This is a genomic window from Brucella pecoris (genome assembly GCF_006376675.1).
Taxonomy (GTDB): domain Bacteria; phylum Pseudomonadota; class Alphaproteobacteria; order Rhizobiales; family Rhizobiaceae; genus Brucella; species Brucella pecoris.
In genome coordinates this window covers 467,184-481,387 of the sequence record NZ_VEWK01000002.1, presented here as the reverse complement: position 1 = coordinate 481,387, position 14,204 = coordinate 467,184, and the positions used below count along the sequence as shown (strand labels likewise).

Sequence of the window (14,204 nt, the reverse complement as noted above, 5' to 3'; positions counted from 1 at the left end):
AGAATGTGCGCGCAATGGCACGAGACGGCGCTGCCCGCAAGGCCACAAAGCCGGAAAAGAGCGAAATAGCGCAGGATTCTGCCTGGAAACACGATGGATCATTCTTCTTGCGATAGAAGGTTGTGTTTCGTCAGGCTTTTCGCACAGACATTGCAATCCTCACGGACCGTTCTAACTTGTTCCCGGTCGCACTAACATATCCGTAACGCCATTCTGCTATCAGGACGGCTTTATCCAATACGTTTCCTGGAAAATAAAACGCCTATGGTCAAGAAACCGACACCCACGCGCTCGAGCGCCAGCCGAACGATCCGTCAGTCGGAAGCGACAGTTCGCGATGGCGACATTCACGTCAATGTGGAAGTCGGCGCGCTGACTGGCTCTTCGGTACGCCGTCAGGCGATATTCTGGGTTGGAGCTGTCGCAGTCTTTGTCCTGTTCCTCGTCGTATTCAGTTCGGTCCTGCTGCCCTTTGTTGCTGGAATGGCGCTGGCCTACTTTCTCGACCCTGTCGCAGACAGGCTGGAACGTTTTGGCCTTTCACGGCTTGCTGCCACGATCGTGATCCTGCTCATCTTTCTGATGGCTCTGGTCCTCGGTCTGATGATTGTCGTACCGATTCTGGCCACGCAGCTTGCTGACTTTATTTCAAAAATCCCCGAATACATCAGTCAGCTACAGTCGCTGCTGGCGAATGAGGATTCGCAATGGCTGAAGAAATATATCGGCATTGACAGTTCCGTCATTCAGCAGAATCTGAGTTCCTTGCTCCAGCAGGGCGCCAGTTTCATGTCGACCTTGCTCCAGTCCCTGTGGAATTCGGGGAAATCGCTGATCGATATTGCGGGCCTTTTTGTCGTGACTCCGGTGGTCGCGTTCTACATGCTTCTGGACTGGGACCGCATGGTCAGCCGCATCGATTCATGGGTGCCGCGCCGCCAGCTTCACACCGTGCGCCGCATCGCACGTGAGATGAACGCTGCCGTCGCCGGTTTCATTCGCGGGCAGGGAACGCTCTGCCTCATTTTGGGAACCTATTACGCAATCGGTCTTACCCTGACCGGGCTCAATTTCGGCCTGTTGATCGGTTTTTTCGCCGGTCTCATCAGTTTTATTCCCTATATCGGCTCCTTTGTCGGCCTGGCGCTCGCCATCGGTGTGGCGCTGGTCCAGTTCTGGCCAGACTGGATCATGATCTGTGCCGTCGCAGGTGTTTTTTTCCTTGGTCAGTTCGTGGAAGGCAACATCCTCCAGCCGAAGCTCGTCGGGTCATCCGTCGGGCTGCATCCGGTCTGGCTCATGTTCGCTCTGTTCGCCTTCGGCTCGCTGTTCGGTTTCACCGGAATGCTGGTGGCTGTGCCCGCAGCGGCTGCAGTCGGGGTGCTTGTGCGGTTCGCTTTGAATAGCTATCTCCACTCACCGATGTATGATCCTGCCTATCATCAGCCGAACCCCGATGCCGGGCCGCTGATCGAGGCAGGCGAGAATGCGGGCAAAGAGAAATGAGACTGGGTCGTAACCGGGCAGGACTTGGAACAGGATTTGCAGGAGGCTGCGATGCGTGAGGCACCGCGCCAGATTCCGTTGAATCTTGAGCATCAGCCCGGTTATCATCGGGAAGACATGATCGTCACCGGCTCCAACCGTGCCGCCGTCGATCTGATCGATCGCTGGCCGAACTGGCTGTCGCCTGTCACGATTCTTGCCGGCCCCACAGGATCGGGCAAGACGCATCTGGCCGAAATCTGGCGCGCCGGAACGGGTGCGCTTCTGGTCGATCCTTCGAATATCACCGAGGAAGCCGTGAACGGCGCTGCCGAATATCCGGTGTTGATTGATGATATCGGTGCGGCGCCTTTCGATGAAACCGGGCTTTTCCATCTCATCAACAGTGTTCGGCAGAATGCGGCTCAGGGGCTTGGGCCTTCTCTGCTCATGACCTCCCGCCTGTGGCCAGCCAACTGGAACGTCAAACTCCCCGATCTTGCCTCGCGTCTCAAGGCTGCAACCGTGGTGGAAATTGCAGAACCGGACGATCTGTTGCTTTCCGGGGTCATTCACAAGCTTTTTGCGGACCGGCAGGTGAGTGTCGAGCCGCATGTCGTCGCCTATCTGGTGAGCCGGATCGAGCGCTCGCTTTTGTCGGCGATCCTGATCGTTGACAAGCTCGACCGGGCGGCGCTTGAGCAGAAAAGCCGCATCACGCGCACGCTTGCCGCACAGGTTCTGGCGGGCAGCGAACAGCCGGATCGCTGAGGATGAAGATAGCGGTTACCGGGGCGGGTGGTTTTATCGGTAGCGCACTCACTCAAATGCTGGGCAGGGAAGGGCATGATGTCCTGCCTCTGTCCCGGAATGAACTGTCTGATCCGGATTTTTCAGGTGTGGAAACGGTCGTTCATTGTGCAGCTCTTGCTCACCGCACCGGCGCAGAACGACCGGATGCAGATACATTCGATGCGGTCAATCATCGACTGGCCGTGGAACTCGCCACCAAGGCAAAAGCTGCCGACGTAAAGCGCTTCGTGTTTGTATCCACGATCTATACGATTGCCGGAAACCCGTCGCCGCTGACGCCCGACATGCCGCTGAAACCGCGCGATGATTATGGGCGCGCCAAGGCAAAGGCGGAAGCCGATCTGCGCGAAATCAACGGGATTGAGGTCGTCATCGCGCGCCCGGTTCTCGTTTACGGTCCCGGAGCGCGGGCGAACCTGATGGCCTTGATAAAGCTTTGCGATAGCGGACTGCCGCTGCCGTTCGGTCTGGCAAACAACAGGCGCAGCTTCGTGTCACTTGAGAATGTCGCCCGCGCGCTGACATTCTTAAGCGTTGCGCCTGCGGAAAAGGTTGCTGGGCAGGTGTTTCATCTTGCCGAACCGCAACCGCGTTCCACAAAAGAGCTCGTAACGAAGCTGCGTGCTGCCTTGGGAAAACCAGTGCGCCTTGTCCCTGTTCCGCCGATCTTCATGCGAATCGTGCTTTCTGCAGCGGGCAAAAGCGGTCTTTACGACCAGCTTTATGGCGATCTGGTCGCAGACAGTTCGTCACTGATTGAAGCAGGATTCAATTATCTGCCGGGCGACCGGCAGCTCGAAGCAATGGCGCGTGGTCTGGATTAATTTTTCTGGCCGACAGCTTTGGGCGGTTCCATGCGTGAATGCGCTGGATTTGGAGCCTGTTTTGGTGCGGCTGCCGTTGCAGTTTGTGTCTTCCTGGCAATCGAGCCGGTTATCAGGCTTGCGCTGTCCGGCTTGTTGCGTCCGCCGACGAGCTGATCTTCATGGACCCAGCCGATCATGTTCGTCTTGGGGACGATCACGCGATGCCAGCGTCCGGTCTTTCCATAGGAGCGCATCTCACGACCTTTTTCCACGACACCGATAGACGGTGACTTGTTCCAGGCATTCTTATGAATGGTGAGGCGTGACTTGGCATAAATCACCGATGGGGAGCTTGCCGGAGTGTTGACGCCACGCGGCGGCATTGAGCGCAGCGCAGCGGCGGGCGGGGATACGACAACCTGATTTGTGGGGCGCGGCGGGGTGGCGGGCTGGATTGCAGCCTGCTGCACCGGCTTTTGCGGTGCGGGTGCCACAATGGGCGCCGATGGACGCGGCACAGGGCCGACAGCAGCGCCATAATCCTTCGACGGAGCCTTGCTTTCGGGGGCTTTGTTGGTGACGGCCGCCTTTGGCTCGGTTCGTGCTACCGGCTGTGTGCTCGGCTTGGAGGCGGGGCGCTGGAACAGGGCTGTTATCGCGGCTTGCGGGCTCTTGTGCTGGGAGGTTGCCCACAGGCTGAAGGCACCAAGACCCAGGATTGCGGCAAGCGCGAGAACGGGGGTGGACGCGCCGGAAGACTTGCCCGACGACTTGGCCGAGCGCTTTGTGGAGCGCTTGGGCGAGCGGGTGGTGCGTTTTCGTGCAGCCATCGTCTGTCTCCTGTTCGAATCGCGATGGGGAGACGCTACCAATTGTTCCTTCGCATTTGGTTACCGCAGCATCTGGTGGGTGCAGCCTGAACGATGAAGCGGAAACAAAAAACGCCGCTTTCGCGGCGTTTCAAGGTGGATTGGTGAAGACTTACTGGTGCCCAGACGTCTTGTCATCGCAAGAGGTCTGGCCGGAAGCCTTCTCCTGCTGCCGTTGGTTGGCTTCGCTTGCTTCAACCGCGTTGCGCAGCTCTGCCCATTCGCGTTCATGACGACGATAAAGCTCGTCGGAAACAGTCTGGATACCCATTTCGGTCCTCCGTTTTATCTGGTGACCCAAATAACATAGCGGAAGCGGAAACGTTGCATCACAAAGCGTAAGCGTTTGAAATCTTAATCGGTTTATATGTTTATAACTTTGTTTCGATCTCAATTTTCCTGAATGGAAACACCACCTTCTCCGATTTTCATCTCAATTCCGGCGGGTTTGGTCTCTTCACGATAGACATAAACCGCAAGACCCGCAGCCACGACAATCAGCGCGCCAATAATCAGATAAAGTCCGTTTCTATTCACATTCAGTCTCCAGTCGGTTGATAATGAAGTGAGAACGCATGCACGCGCGATTTGGTTCCCCCGAAGAGGCTTTCACGAAAGGCTTCGCTGAAAAACAGAAACCCACGCGAGGGGTGCTCGCGTGGGTTCGCCTTGTGGTCACGTCACGTCAATGCGTGATGGCCGGTAGTGTTTCGGTCGGAACCATGGAGGTGAATGGCGGCAGATAGGCCTGAGCCATCACCAGAAGGCCGACGAGCGCGGCAAGCGCAATGGAATGGAAGAACACATAGCGCAGGATCTTCGATTCATGTCCGTACCACTGCGTCGCGGTCGAGGCGACGACGATGGACTGAGCGTCGATCATCTTGCCCATCACGCCACCGGAGGAGTTCGCCGCCGCCATCAGGACAGGCGACAGTCCGAGCTGTTCCGCTGTGATCTTCTGCAAGCCGCCGAACAGGACGTTCGACGCCGTGTCGGAACCCGTCAGCGCAACGCCGAGCCAGCCAAGCATCGCTCCAAAGAACGGGTAGACCCAGCCAGTCTGGGCGAAAGCGAGGCCGAGGGTCGCATCGGTGCCTGAATAGCGCGTGACATAGCCAAGCGCCAGCATGGCCGAGATCGTGATCAGCGAGAAGCGAACCACATAGGCGGTCTTGCCATACTCCTTCAGAAGCTTCAGCGGGTTGAAGCCGAGCACCAGTCCGCCGACCACAGCCGAGAGCAGGATACCCGTGCCGGTGGCTGAAAGCAGATTGAGCGTATAAATCGCAGCTTCCGAATGCGCTTCGGCAACGACGGGTGGAACCTTGAACACCAGGTTGTGCAGATAGGGGATCGGCATTTTCCAGATCCAGAGCGAATCGAGCCATGTCCGGATTTGCGGCGTGCCCCAGAGGAACACGAACACCGACAGGATAAGCCAGGGAGTCCATGCCCGGAAAACGGTTCCGGTGGAATGTTTGGGCGGTGCCGCCAGGGGTACCGAATCCTCTTCGCCCTCCTTGCCGGTCGATGTCCAGATCCGCTTCGGCTGCCAGATGCGCAGGAAGCCTGCGAGAGCTGCCATCGAGCAGATCGCAGCGACCACATCCACCAGCCAGGGCCCGTGGAAGTTGGATACGAGATATTGTGGAATGGCGAAGGCCACGCCCGCGACCAGCAGCGCTGGCCAGACTTCCAGCATGCCTCTGCGTCCGGCAAATGCCCAGATCAGCCAGAAAGGCACAATGACGGAGAAGAGCGGCAACTGGCGTCCGATCATTCCGGAGAGCTGCAACAGGTCGATTCCCGTTACAGCCGAAAGCGCGATGACCGGTGTTCCAAGCGCGCCAAAGGCGACTGGCGCCGTGTTGGCGATCAGTGAAAGGCCAGCCGCGGGCAGGGGAGCGAAACCCAGGCCCATCAGCATCGCAGCCGTCACGGCGACAGGTGTGCCGAAACCGGCGGCACCTTCGAAGAAGGCACCGAACGAAAAGGCGATAAAGAGAAGCTGGAGACGACGATCCGGCGTGATACCGGCAATGGAATCACGCAGAATATTGAATTGGCCGGTCTGATCGGTCAGCCGATAGAGAAAGATGACGTTGAGAATGATCCAGCCAATGGGCAGAAGACCGTAGGCGGCGCCATAAACGGCAGTGGCACCGGCCATATCGGCCGGCATTCCGAATCCTACGACCGCAATGACAAGCGCCGTCAGAAGACCAAGTATGGCTGCGGTGTGCGCTTTGATGTGGAAAAAGCCGATACCGCCCAGCAGGACGACGATTGGCAAGGCGGCAAGCAATGTCGACCAGAACATGCTCCCCAAAGGGTCATAAACTTGATTCCAGGGCATAGGTCCTCCCTTCCTGGATGTGATGCAGTTTCTCTCCTTGATATCGAATGTGCCGTCGTAATTTTTTCGACGGTTATGCGATGAACGGCCATCCTCTCCCGAATGGCAGTTGAATTACGAAGTGCTAATTTATGTAGGCAGATAATTGGTAAGATTACTTTACCAGCGCTGTCAATTCGCTGATTCTGCTACTTTCGGACGGGAAAGCGCCCCGGTTGCTTGCAGGTGGCGCGGTCTCTGCTGCCCCAAGTTGCATTCCGGTGGGAAAAGCATCGGCATATTGAGAATGAGGAATGGGAAAAGGCGGCTCTTCCGGCCATCCTGTTCGGATTGAAAGGAAAAAGCGCAATCTGATAAATTTGCCTCTTGCTTTATCTCGTTTGATTATCTAGTGAAGCCGCACCCGCTTAAAAGCGACGGAGCGTAGCGCAGTCTGGTAGCGCACCTGATTTGGGATCAGGGGGTCGCAGGTTCGAATCCTGCCGCTCCGACCATCTTCCCCAAGATTTGAATTGATCGATATATAAATGCCTTGGCTCAGGCTGTGGCGTGCGTCTTTATCGCGTTGACATGCATTCGCGTGTAAACTATTGGCTTGGTGGATTTTCAGCTCCTGTGTGGAGCAAGAGAGTAGTTCAGGGTTCTTCAAATGGTTGCACGTATTTACCGTCCAGCTAAGACTGCAATGCAGTCCGGTCAGGCTAAAACAGACCAGTGGCTTCTGGAGTTTGAGCCGGAAAGCCCGCGTATGGTCGAGCCATTGATGGGCTATACCTCTTCCGGCGATATGAAGAGCCAGATTCGACTGTTCTTCGCCACTCAGGAAGAAGCTGTTGATTATGCAAAGCGCAACGGCATCGCATACCGCATTATCGAGCCGAATGAGCCGAAGCGCCGCAAGGTTTCTTATTCGGACAATTTCCGTTTCGACCGGACGATACCCTGGACGCATTGATTGCCTGTATGACCTGACGATTGCTTCAGGTCGGGCATTGCGATAGTTCAGCAAGGCTTTGCTGGAAAAGCCTTGCATTCATCGAAGTATTTCGACCTTTTTCGAAAGGCGAGGTCCCGTAGCTCAGTTGGATAGAGCGTCAGCCTTCTAAGCTGAATGTCACAGGTTCGAATCCTGTCGGGATCGCCACTTCGATTTTTCACCCCTTTAACGTTCTGAAATGCCTTAGCCTTTTTTGCGGTGCGACACCTTGAATTCGAGGTGAAGGCTGGCACGGTGTCGCGAAATTTTCTCAATGGCTTCCGCAGCACGATCCGTAGGGTTGACTATGATGTGCAAGAGGGGGTTGCTGAAGAGAGTTCGGCTGTGCTGGCAATGGCGACAACCCTCATTCGCCTTGATGGAACCATCGACCAATTCGAAGCGATGCTGCTCTTGAAGTTCAACGAAGCTGGCCTTGTCACCCTATGGCACGAAGTTACCCGATGGCACCATAAGACACCGCGCGGCCATCCAGCAAAGATAGAACGAGAGAACGCCGCAAAGCACTTCGCGGCGTTTCCGTTTTTGTTGCCGTGTCAGTTATTGCCCATGCGGGCCGTCCGATCCACGCTGTCTCATGTAAACCCGCGGCCCATGATTGCCGGGACGTCCGTGCCAGTTGGGACGGTCACGCCATCCACGACGATCCCAATGTCTGTCCCGATAGTACCGGCGATCGCGATACCAATAGTCGTCACGATCATTGAGTGCAGAACCTATGGCGACGCCAGCGATAAGCGGAATGCCGATGAGCGCTGCTGTTCTGCCGAAATCATCGGAATAACCGCCGGACGATCCCTCTCGAAATGCCAGATAGCGCGAAGACGCCCAGCCATAGGTCGGGCCGTAGCTGACCTGGCACCAGCCATAGCCGGACGTGCAGCCCTGCACGGTCACTGGCGCTCCGCCGGGGATGGAGCCCAGCGTTGCATAGCGCGTGCCGGGGCCGGTGCGAATATTGAGATTGGTGGTGGATATAGCGTTCGCCGCCTGCGCTGCGCCCGCAGCAAATACACCCACAGCAATAAGGGCGGCTTTGAGAGCAAGCTTCATCGGAGTTCTCCCTGAACTGTCTCTATTGCTTCTAAAACGATACCGGCGAATGAAGGTTCCAATCCGGGCGGACAGGTTGTGGATGTTGAACAACAAAAAAGCGCCGGAGAACCGGCGCTTTCGATGATCCTTGCTGATTGCTGGGACTATCGCCTGCAGCGAGCCACATACATGCGGCCGTGACGGTCGCGATACTGGCAATTGCCGTTGCGCAGTTCACGCACCAGCAGACCGCCCAACGCGCCCGCGCCGGCACCGATAAGCGCGCCGCGTCCGCCACCGGCAATGCCGCCTATAATGGCACCAGCGCCGGTGCCGATCGAAATATCCTTTTCCGTGGTCGTGCAGCCCGTTATTGCGAGCAAAGCAACCAGCCCAAGCGCCACTTTCCGCATCCCTGTCTCCTCCTGAGAAAATGTCAGATAAAGCTTAAACGATTGATTTCGTGTTCGGTTGCGTCGGGACTAATGGGTCCGTACGAAAAATATCGCAAACCGTAACAGCGTCAATGGCGACGATGGCGCAGGATGACTGCAATGGCCAGCCCGGCCAATCCTATCGCGATAACGCCTTGCAAAATGAAAACCCAGTTCATCATGATGTAGTCCTCTGACACGTAACCCCATTAAGGGAGTGCGCATGAATTTGGCCTCTTCCTAGCGCATTTTAGACGGATGGGAAATGCATGTTGACGGCTTGGGACGAGGGCGTATCGCGAAAAGTGTGAAGCGGTTTTCGGACAGGGTGCGGGTTCACGAAAACTAATCATATGAAATCATTAAATTTATTTAATGGGAGCATTCACTTGGCATTCACATTAGCAGGCGTATTTTCGCTTCATCGAACATAACAAAGGAAGCCGATATGAAGCCGATCGTTATTGCTCTTACTGCCTTTTCCTTCCTCGCAGCGCCTGCTGCGATGGCACAATCCTATCCGTCGCATCATGGCAAGCCGTCTCACAGCCAGATGCACAAGGGCGGTCCGAAATATGACGCGCGTAAGTATGACAACCGCCGTCACCAGAGCTGGAAGAAGGGCAACCGTCTGCCGCCAAACTATCGCGGTCACGTCGTGAACAACTATTCGGGCTACAAGCTGCGCAAGCCGCCGCGCGGCTATCACTGGGTCAAGGTCAACAACGATTACATGATGATCAGCATCGCAACCGGCATTATTTCATCCATTGTCGCGGGCCGGTAAATCAGTCGCAGTGTTGGAAGAAAGGCGGCCAATGGCCGCCTTTTTCATGTCTGCACCATCAGTTCTCCGGTCCGAAATACTTGGCTTTCAGCTTAGCAACATCTTCATTCTCATGGGCGCTGATGATTGCTACGCTCGCGGGTTTGACAAGTTCACTATGACGCGGAAAGGCAAAGCCATATTTATCCGGACTGAATATATTGCCGACCAGATCGACAGGCTGATCGGCGTGCTGGTGGGCGTAATATTCCAGGACAGGTCCGTCGCCCACGATTGCCGCAATTTCATCGCTGACGAGTGCGTTTACGGCTTCCGGCATATGGTTGAAAGGCACTGTCGCGATGGAGCGGGATTTCAGGAATTGCTCGGCGACGCTGCCTGCACGTACGCCAACGGATTTTCCCTGCAGGTCGGAAAGGCTCGAAATGTTGTTGTCGATATGGGCGATGGTCATCACGCTTGTAATCGATGAGGTCAGGTAGGCGATAATCGCTATGCCGAATACCATCCAGAACGTTTGCCAGATGCGCCCCATCCAGCCGAACAGGTTTTTCCGCGAGGTTTTGCCAGATGTTGCAATGGAAACGACGTGATGGAAGCTTTCCGCCAGTCCCTCGCGCCAGCGCTTCGGAAAGCCTTCGTCGAAACGCCTGTCGAAGATCGTCAGCAATACAGTGGCGGCAATGAGGATACCTAGAATCCAGCCATAGGTCACCAGATGCCCTGCATCATCAAGTCGATTGATTAAATCGTCCCAGCCGTTGCCCGCTTCGGTATGCACCATGATCCGCAAGCCCGCGTCAAACCACGGATGGGTGAAGTCGACGATCTCGGCGCGCTGCTCTGTGATGGTCAGGTTGGTGACGGCGGCTTCAACCTTACCTTCCGATACGGCTTTTACCAGTTCAGTATAGTTCGGATATTCCACATATTGCGAAGCAAGGTTCATTCGCGTGGCGATATCCTGCCAGATATCTATTGCCATACCGGAATATGCATTGCCCTGCTTATTGACGAACGGCTCGCTGACATAGACGCCGACCTGCACCGGTTTGGGTGCTTGCTGGGCATACGAAACCGATGAAATCACCACTAAAAGTAGAATGAGAAGTGATCTGTGTAGGCTATGATTGATAAATTTCTTTACTGGCATCAACGACAAAGCAGTTCCCCATAAATTCCAGTACTTACCGCAATTTAGAAAAGGCCGATATTTTAATTATATTAATATTTACTTCCATTGGAACCAGAATATTTCTGGTACTATTATTATTAGTATATTCTAATTTAATCTGTTGTCTGTTCCACGGGGGCATGGAACCGAAAGCCTCCTGTTCAGTTATTGCGGCTAACAAGCCGAATATTCCAAGACGGCTGAAGAGGGGGTCATGGAGAGTATCGACAATCCGGATTCTGCGGTGCGTTCTGTCACGACTGCACCACCACGCCTGCCGACGCTGGCGGCAATGGCCGTTGCCGTTGCTATTCTCTATTTTGCAAAAGACGTCTTTCTCCCCCTGGCCATAGCCGTGCTGCTGACATTTGCACTGGCGCCGATTGTCGCCTTTCTGCGCAGGGCAGGTCTGCCGCGACTGTTTGCCGTGATTACCAGCGTGGCGGGTGGTTTCCTGATCGTGGCTGTATTCAGCGCCGTGGTTGCCTTTCAGGTCTCCGAAGTCGGACAGAATATCTCGCTCTATCAATACAACATCATCGAGAAGATCAGGACCCTCAAGGAAGCAAGCTCCGACAACAGTTTCTTTGACAGGCTCAACCGCTTTGCCGAGCGCATCGGCACTGAAATCAACAGACCCGAACAAAATACACAGGCTCTGCCTTCCGACCAACCGGAGGAAAAGCCGCTCCTCGTCCAGATATTTGCACCGCGCCATCCGGTTGAAACGCTTCGGAGCATCATCGAACCACTTATCGGCCCGCTGGCGACAACGGGTCTTGTCGTTGTTGTTGTGATTTTCATGTTGCTCGAACGGGAGGAACTGCGGGATCGCTTCATAAGGCTGGTCGGCTATGGTGATCTTCACCGCACAACCGAAGCCTTGCAGGATGCGGGAAAGCGGGTTGGTCAGTATCTGCTGACCCAGCTTGTGGTGAATATCACCTACGGTGTGCCTCTCGCTCTCGGGCTCTGGATACTGGGTATTCCGAACGCGGCTCTGTGGGGCATGCTGGCGATCGTTTTGCGTTTCGTCCCCTATATCGGTCCGGTCATAGCGGCGATCCTGCCGCTGTTCCTCGCCTTTGCCGTTGCTCCGGGCTGGAGCTTGTTGCTCTGGACGATCGGGCTTTTCGTCATCATCGAGCTTCTTATAAACAATGTGATTGAGCCGTGGCTTTATGGCTCTCGCACCGGCCTTTCACCGCTTGCGATCATTGTATCTGCCATCTTCTGGACATGGCTGTGGGGGCCTGTCGGACTTGTACTGTCAACGCCTTTGACGGTCTGCCTCGTGGTGTTGGGACGTCACGTGCCGCAGTTTGAATTTCTGGAAATTCTGTTTGGCAACGAACCTGTGCTTGATCCGAAAGAACGTCTGTATCAACGCCTTTTGGCTGGCGATCCGGATGAGGCTACGGACAATGCCGAGGAAATGCTGGAGCGCAAGTACCTGGTCGAGTTTTACGGCTCGGTCGCTATTCCGGCGCTGTTGATGGCAGAACGGGACCGTCTCCGTGGCGTTCTGACCGAGCCGCAACTTCAGATCGTTGCCGAAAGCACGAAGACGCTGGTGGCCAATCTGGAACAGATTGCAAGTGAGGAAGAAGGCGATGACGAAGAGATAGCGATTGAGAATCCGGACGGTGATGACAGTGCTTCCGATCTTGAGCTTCCTTCTGGAGAAGGCCGGTCGCTTCTGACATTCGGGGGCAGGAAAGGGCTCGACGATACGGCTGCGATCATGCTGGCGCAGGTGCTTGCCGTACAGGGCGCTTCAGCAGAAGCCGTCGCGCATGATGCGCTGAAACCGGCAAATCTCAGGGCGCTGGACATTTCCGGAAGGGATACGCTGATTATCTGCTTTCTGGATCGGCAGGCGGCGCGCCACGCCCGGTTTGCCGTACGCCGTCTGCGACGGCTGCGGCCGTCTGTGCGTATAGGCGTGGTGCTGTGGCATGACCCGAACGAAGCGCGTTCCGCTGACCGTGAAGAACTGCGGGAAGAAATACAGGCGGATTTCGTTGCCTGCACCATGATAGAAGCTGTTGTGGAAGGGCTCTCCGAAAGAGAGCCTAAACCCTTGAAGACGGCAAAAAAGACGGTTCGAGCGCGGTCACGCAAGATGACCGCTGCAAAACCGGCTTAGATCGCTGCAAAACCTTTTTCGAGATCTGCAATGAGGTCCGGCACGTCTTCGAGTCCGATCTGTAGCCGGATCACCGGCCCCGGATAGTCGCCCTTTGCTACTGTCCGGTCATTGAGACGGACATGAACGGCGAGGCTTTCATAGCCGCCCCAGGAATAACCAAGGCCGAAAATCTTCAGTGCATCGAGGAACGCATGCGCTTCTTTCTGGTCGCCACTGGCAAGCACGAAGGAGAAAATGCCGGAGGAGCCGGAAAAGTCACGCTTCCAGATTTCATGGCCGGGGTGGCTTTCCAGTGCGGGATGCAGGACACGGTCGACTGCCGGATGGCTTTCAAGCCATCGCGCAACTTCCATGGCACTCTTGCGGTGATGTTCCAGCCGCACGCCCATGGTCCGCATGCCGCGCAGGATCTGGTAGGTATCGTCAGCCGACGTGCACAGTCCAAGCGTCCCGTGGGTTTCCAGAAGCTGCGGCCAGCATTTTTCATTGGCCGAAACCGTGCCGAACAAAATATCGGAATGGCCGGATGGATATTTGGTCGAGGCATGGATGGTAATGTCCACGCCGAAATCGAGCGCCTTGAAATAAAGCGGGGTTGCCCAGGTGTTGTCCATCATGACGATGGCGCCGCCCTTGTGCGCTTCTTCAACGATGGCCGGAATGTCCTGCATTTCGAACGTGTTCGACGCAGGCGATTCCGTAAACACCACTTTGGTGTTCGGTCGCATCAGCTTTGCGATGCCGGAACCGATCTCCGGATCGTAATATTCGACGTCCACGCCCATGCGCTTCAGGATGGTATCGGCAAAATGACGGGTCGGATTGTAGATCGAATCGACAAACAGCGCATGATCGCCCGGCGACAGGAAAGCGAGAAGCGGAATGGTAACCGCTGCGAGCCCGGATGGAACGCAGACAGTGCCCGCCGAACCTTCCAGCGCGTCAATTGCTGTGCAAAGTGCATCGCTGGTCGGCGTGCCGCGCGTCCCGTAGGTATATTTCTGGCCGCCGGTCACCATCGTTTCCGCATCTGGAAAAAGCACAGTCGAGGCGCGGACAATGGGTGGATTGACGAAGCCATGATAGTCGCGTGGCTGATAACCGTCGTGAGCGAGCCGTGTGTTTATACCCAGCTTCTCTGTCTTGCCCTGCTGCTTAGTCACGAAAATGCCTCCACACCATGTTGCATGCTATCCCACTGATTCTCGCCGCCGATTCTCGCCCGTCACTTCTCGAAAGAGAGCATTCTGCCGGGTCGCATCAAGGTCGGCTGCGGCAAAAAGATCTGCGATT

Annotated in this window: 14 protein-coding genes and 2 tRNA genes; 8 read left to right on the top strand and 8 right to left on the bottom strand. The window is 55.8% G+C overall.

The features are described from left to right. Window positions 1-264 precede the first annotated feature (264 nt). The 3 genes from FIB18_RS05690 to FIB18_RS05680 are packed head-to-tail and all read left to right on the top strand — an operon-like array spanning window position 265 to window position 3,122. Window positions 265-1,506 carry an AI-2E family transporter gene (locus tag FIB18_RS05690; RefSeq protein ID WP_174977390.1) on the top strand — a complete coding sequence of 414 codons (1,242 nt, stop codon included), beginning with the start codon at window positions 265-267 and terminating at the stop codon, window positions 1,504-1,506. A 51-nt stretch (window positions 1,507-1,557) separates the two neighbouring features. Further along, a complete protein-coding gene (gene hdaA / locus FIB18_RS05685; protein WP_140019814.1) occupies window positions 1,558-2,256 on the top strand; it encodes a DnaA regulatory inactivator HdaA in 699 nt (232 codons plus the stop codon). 2 nt (window positions 2,257-2,258) lie between these two features. Further along, window positions 2,259-3,122: an NAD-dependent epimerase/dehydratase family protein gene (locus tag FIB18_RS05680; RefSeq protein WP_140019813.1), complete on the top strand. Its 864-nt coding sequence runs from the start codon at window positions 2,259-2,261 to the stop codon at window positions 3,120-3,122. Here the strand turns inward: FIB18_RS05680 and FIB18_RS05675 are convergent. From FIB18_RS05675 to FIB18_RS05665, 4 genes are all read right to left on the bottom strand, one after another. Further along, window positions 3,119-3,934: a hypothetical protein gene (locus tag FIB18_RS05675; protein WP_140019812.1), complete on the bottom strand. Its 816-nt coding sequence runs from the start codon at window positions 3,932-3,934 to the stop codon at window positions 3,119-3,121. The two genes, FIB18_RS05680 and FIB18_RS05675, sit on opposite strands and share 4 nt — an antisense overlap. Before the next feature lie 151 nt (window positions 3,935-4,085). Beyond that, window positions 4,086-4,244 carry a hypothetical protein gene (locus FIB18_RS24955; protein WP_010661697.1) on the bottom strand — a complete coding sequence of 53 codons (159 nt, stop codon included), beginning with the start codon at window positions 4,242-4,244 and terminating at the stop codon, window positions 4,086-4,088. A 119-nt stretch (window positions 4,245-4,363) separates the two neighbouring features. Continuing rightward, a complete protein-coding gene (locus tag FIB18_RS05670; RefSeq protein ID WP_010661698.1) occupies window positions 4,364-4,510 on the bottom strand; it encodes a hypothetical protein in 147 nt (48 codons plus the stop codon). Window positions 4,511-4,658: 148 nt separating this feature from the next. Next, window positions 4,659-6,332, bottom strand: a complete 1,674-nt coding sequence (locus FIB18_RS05665) for an L-lactate permease (protein WP_140019811.1) — start codon at window positions 6,330-6,332, stop codon at window positions 4,659-4,661. Between the two features lie 417 nt (window positions 6,333-6,749). On the opposite strand from FIB18_RS05665, the gene FIB18_RS05660 reads away from it, so the two are divergent. The 3 genes from FIB18_RS05660 to FIB18_RS05650 all read left to right on the top strand — a co-directional run bounded on the left by FIB18_RS05660 (window position 6,750) and on the right by FIB18_RS05650 (window position 7,476). Further along, window positions 6,750-6,826 (top strand) — tRNA-Pro (locus FIB18_RS05660). A 155-nt stretch (window positions 6,827-6,981) separates the two neighbouring features. Continuing rightward, the gene (locus FIB18_RS05655; RefSeq protein ID WP_140019810.1) at window positions 6,982-7,287 is read left to right on the top strand and encodes an ETC complex I subunit; all 306 of its coding nucleotides are present in this window, start codon (window positions 6,982-6,984) and stop codon (window positions 7,285-7,287) included. Between the two features lie 112 nt (window positions 7,288-7,399). Continuing rightward, window positions 7,400-7,476: transfer RNA gene (locus FIB18_RS05650), tRNA-Arg, on the top strand. Between the two features lie 393 nt (window positions 7,477-7,869). Here the strand turns inward: FIB18_RS05650 and FIB18_RS05640 are convergent. Further along, window positions 7,870-8,382, bottom strand: coding sequence for an SH3 domain-containing protein (locus FIB18_RS05640; RefSeq protein ID WP_140019809.1), 513 nt, complete (start codon window positions 8,380-8,382; stop codon window positions 7,870-7,872). 146 nt (window positions 8,383-8,528) lie between these two features. Continuing rightward, entirely contained in the window at window positions 8,529-8,777 is a 249-nt protein-coding gene (locus FIB18_RS05635) for a YMGG-like glycine zipper-containing protein (protein WP_012092366.1), read from the bottom strand. Window positions 8,778-9,246: 469 nt separating this feature from the next. On the opposite strand from FIB18_RS05635, the gene FIB18_RS05630 reads away from it, so the two are divergent. Continuing rightward, window positions 9,247-9,585, top strand: a complete 339-nt coding sequence (locus FIB18_RS05630) for an RcnB family protein (protein ID WP_140019808.1) — start codon at window positions 9,247-9,249, stop codon at window positions 9,583-9,585. 58 nt (window positions 9,586-9,643) lie between these two features. Here FIB18_RS05630 and FIB18_RS05625 read toward each other — a convergent pair whose 3' ends face one another. Continuing rightward, on the bottom strand, window positions 9,644-10,738 hold the full coding sequence (locus tag FIB18_RS05625; protein ID WP_235894836.1) for a transporter substrate-binding domain-containing protein: 1,095 nt from the start codon (window positions 10,736-10,738) through the stop codon (window positions 9,644-9,646). Between the two features lie 235 nt (window positions 10,739-10,973). On the opposite strand from FIB18_RS05625, the gene FIB18_RS05620 reads away from it, so the two are divergent. After that, window positions 10,974-12,908: an AI-2E family transporter gene (locus FIB18_RS05620; RefSeq protein ID WP_140019806.1), complete on the top strand. Its 1,935-nt coding sequence runs from the start codon at window positions 10,974-10,976 to the stop codon at window positions 12,906-12,908. Here FIB18_RS05620 and FIB18_RS05615 read toward each other — a convergent pair. Then, complete coding sequence (locus tag FIB18_RS05615) at window positions 12,905-14,074, bottom strand: cystathionine beta-lyase (RefSeq protein ID WP_140019805.1); 1,170 nt, start codon at window positions 14,072-14,074, stop codon at window positions 12,905-12,907. The genes FIB18_RS05620 and FIB18_RS05615 overlap by 4 nt on opposite strands. Window positions 14,075-14,204 lie beyond the last annotated feature (130 nt).

Coding starts and splice junctions, on each gene's coding strand:
- FIB18_RS05690 (WP_174977390.1), top strand. CDS start 265: ATGGTCAAGAAACCGACACCCACGCGCTCGAGCGCCAGCCGAACGATC.
- hdaA (WP_140019814.1), top strand. CDS start 1,558: ATGCGTGAGGCACCGCGCCAGATTCCGTTGAATCTTGAGCATCAGCCC.
- FIB18_RS05680 (WP_140019813.1), top strand. CDS start 2,259: ATGAAGATAGCGGTTACCGGGGCGGGTGGTTTTATCGGTAGCGCACTC.
- FIB18_RS05675 (WP_140019812.1), bottom strand. CDS start 3,934: ATGGCTGCACGAAAACGCACCACCCGCTCGCCCAAGCGCTCCACAAAG.
- FIB18_RS24955 (WP_010661697.1), bottom strand. CDS start 4,244: ATGGGTATCCAGACTGTTTCCGACGAGCTTTATCGTCGTCATGAACGC.
- FIB18_RS05665 (WP_140019811.1), bottom strand. CDS start 6,332: ATGCCCTGGAATCAAGTTTATGACCCTTTGGGGAGCATGTTCTGGTCG.
- FIB18_RS05655 (WP_140019810.1), top strand. CDS start 6,982: ATGGTTGCACGTATTTACCGTCCAGCTAAGACTGCAATGCAGTCCGGT.
- FIB18_RS05640 (WP_140019809.1), bottom strand. CDS start 8,382: ATGAAGCTTGCTCTCAAAGCCGCCCTTATTGCTGTGGGTGTATTTGCT.
- FIB18_RS05635 (WP_012092366.1), bottom strand. CDS start 8,777: ATGCGGAAAGTGGCGCTTGGGCTGGTTGCTTTGCTCGCAATAACGGGC.
- FIB18_RS05630 (WP_140019808.1), top strand. CDS start 9,247: ATGAAGCCGATCGTTATTGCTCTTACTGCCTTTTCCTTCCTCGCAGCG.
- FIB18_RS05625 (WP_235894836.1), bottom strand. CDS start 10,738: ATGCCAGTAAAGAAATTTATCAATCATAGCCTACACAGATCACTTCTC.
- FIB18_RS05620 (WP_140019806.1), top strand. CDS start 10,974: ATGGAGAGTATCGACAATCCGGATTCTGCGGTGCGTTCTGTCACGACT.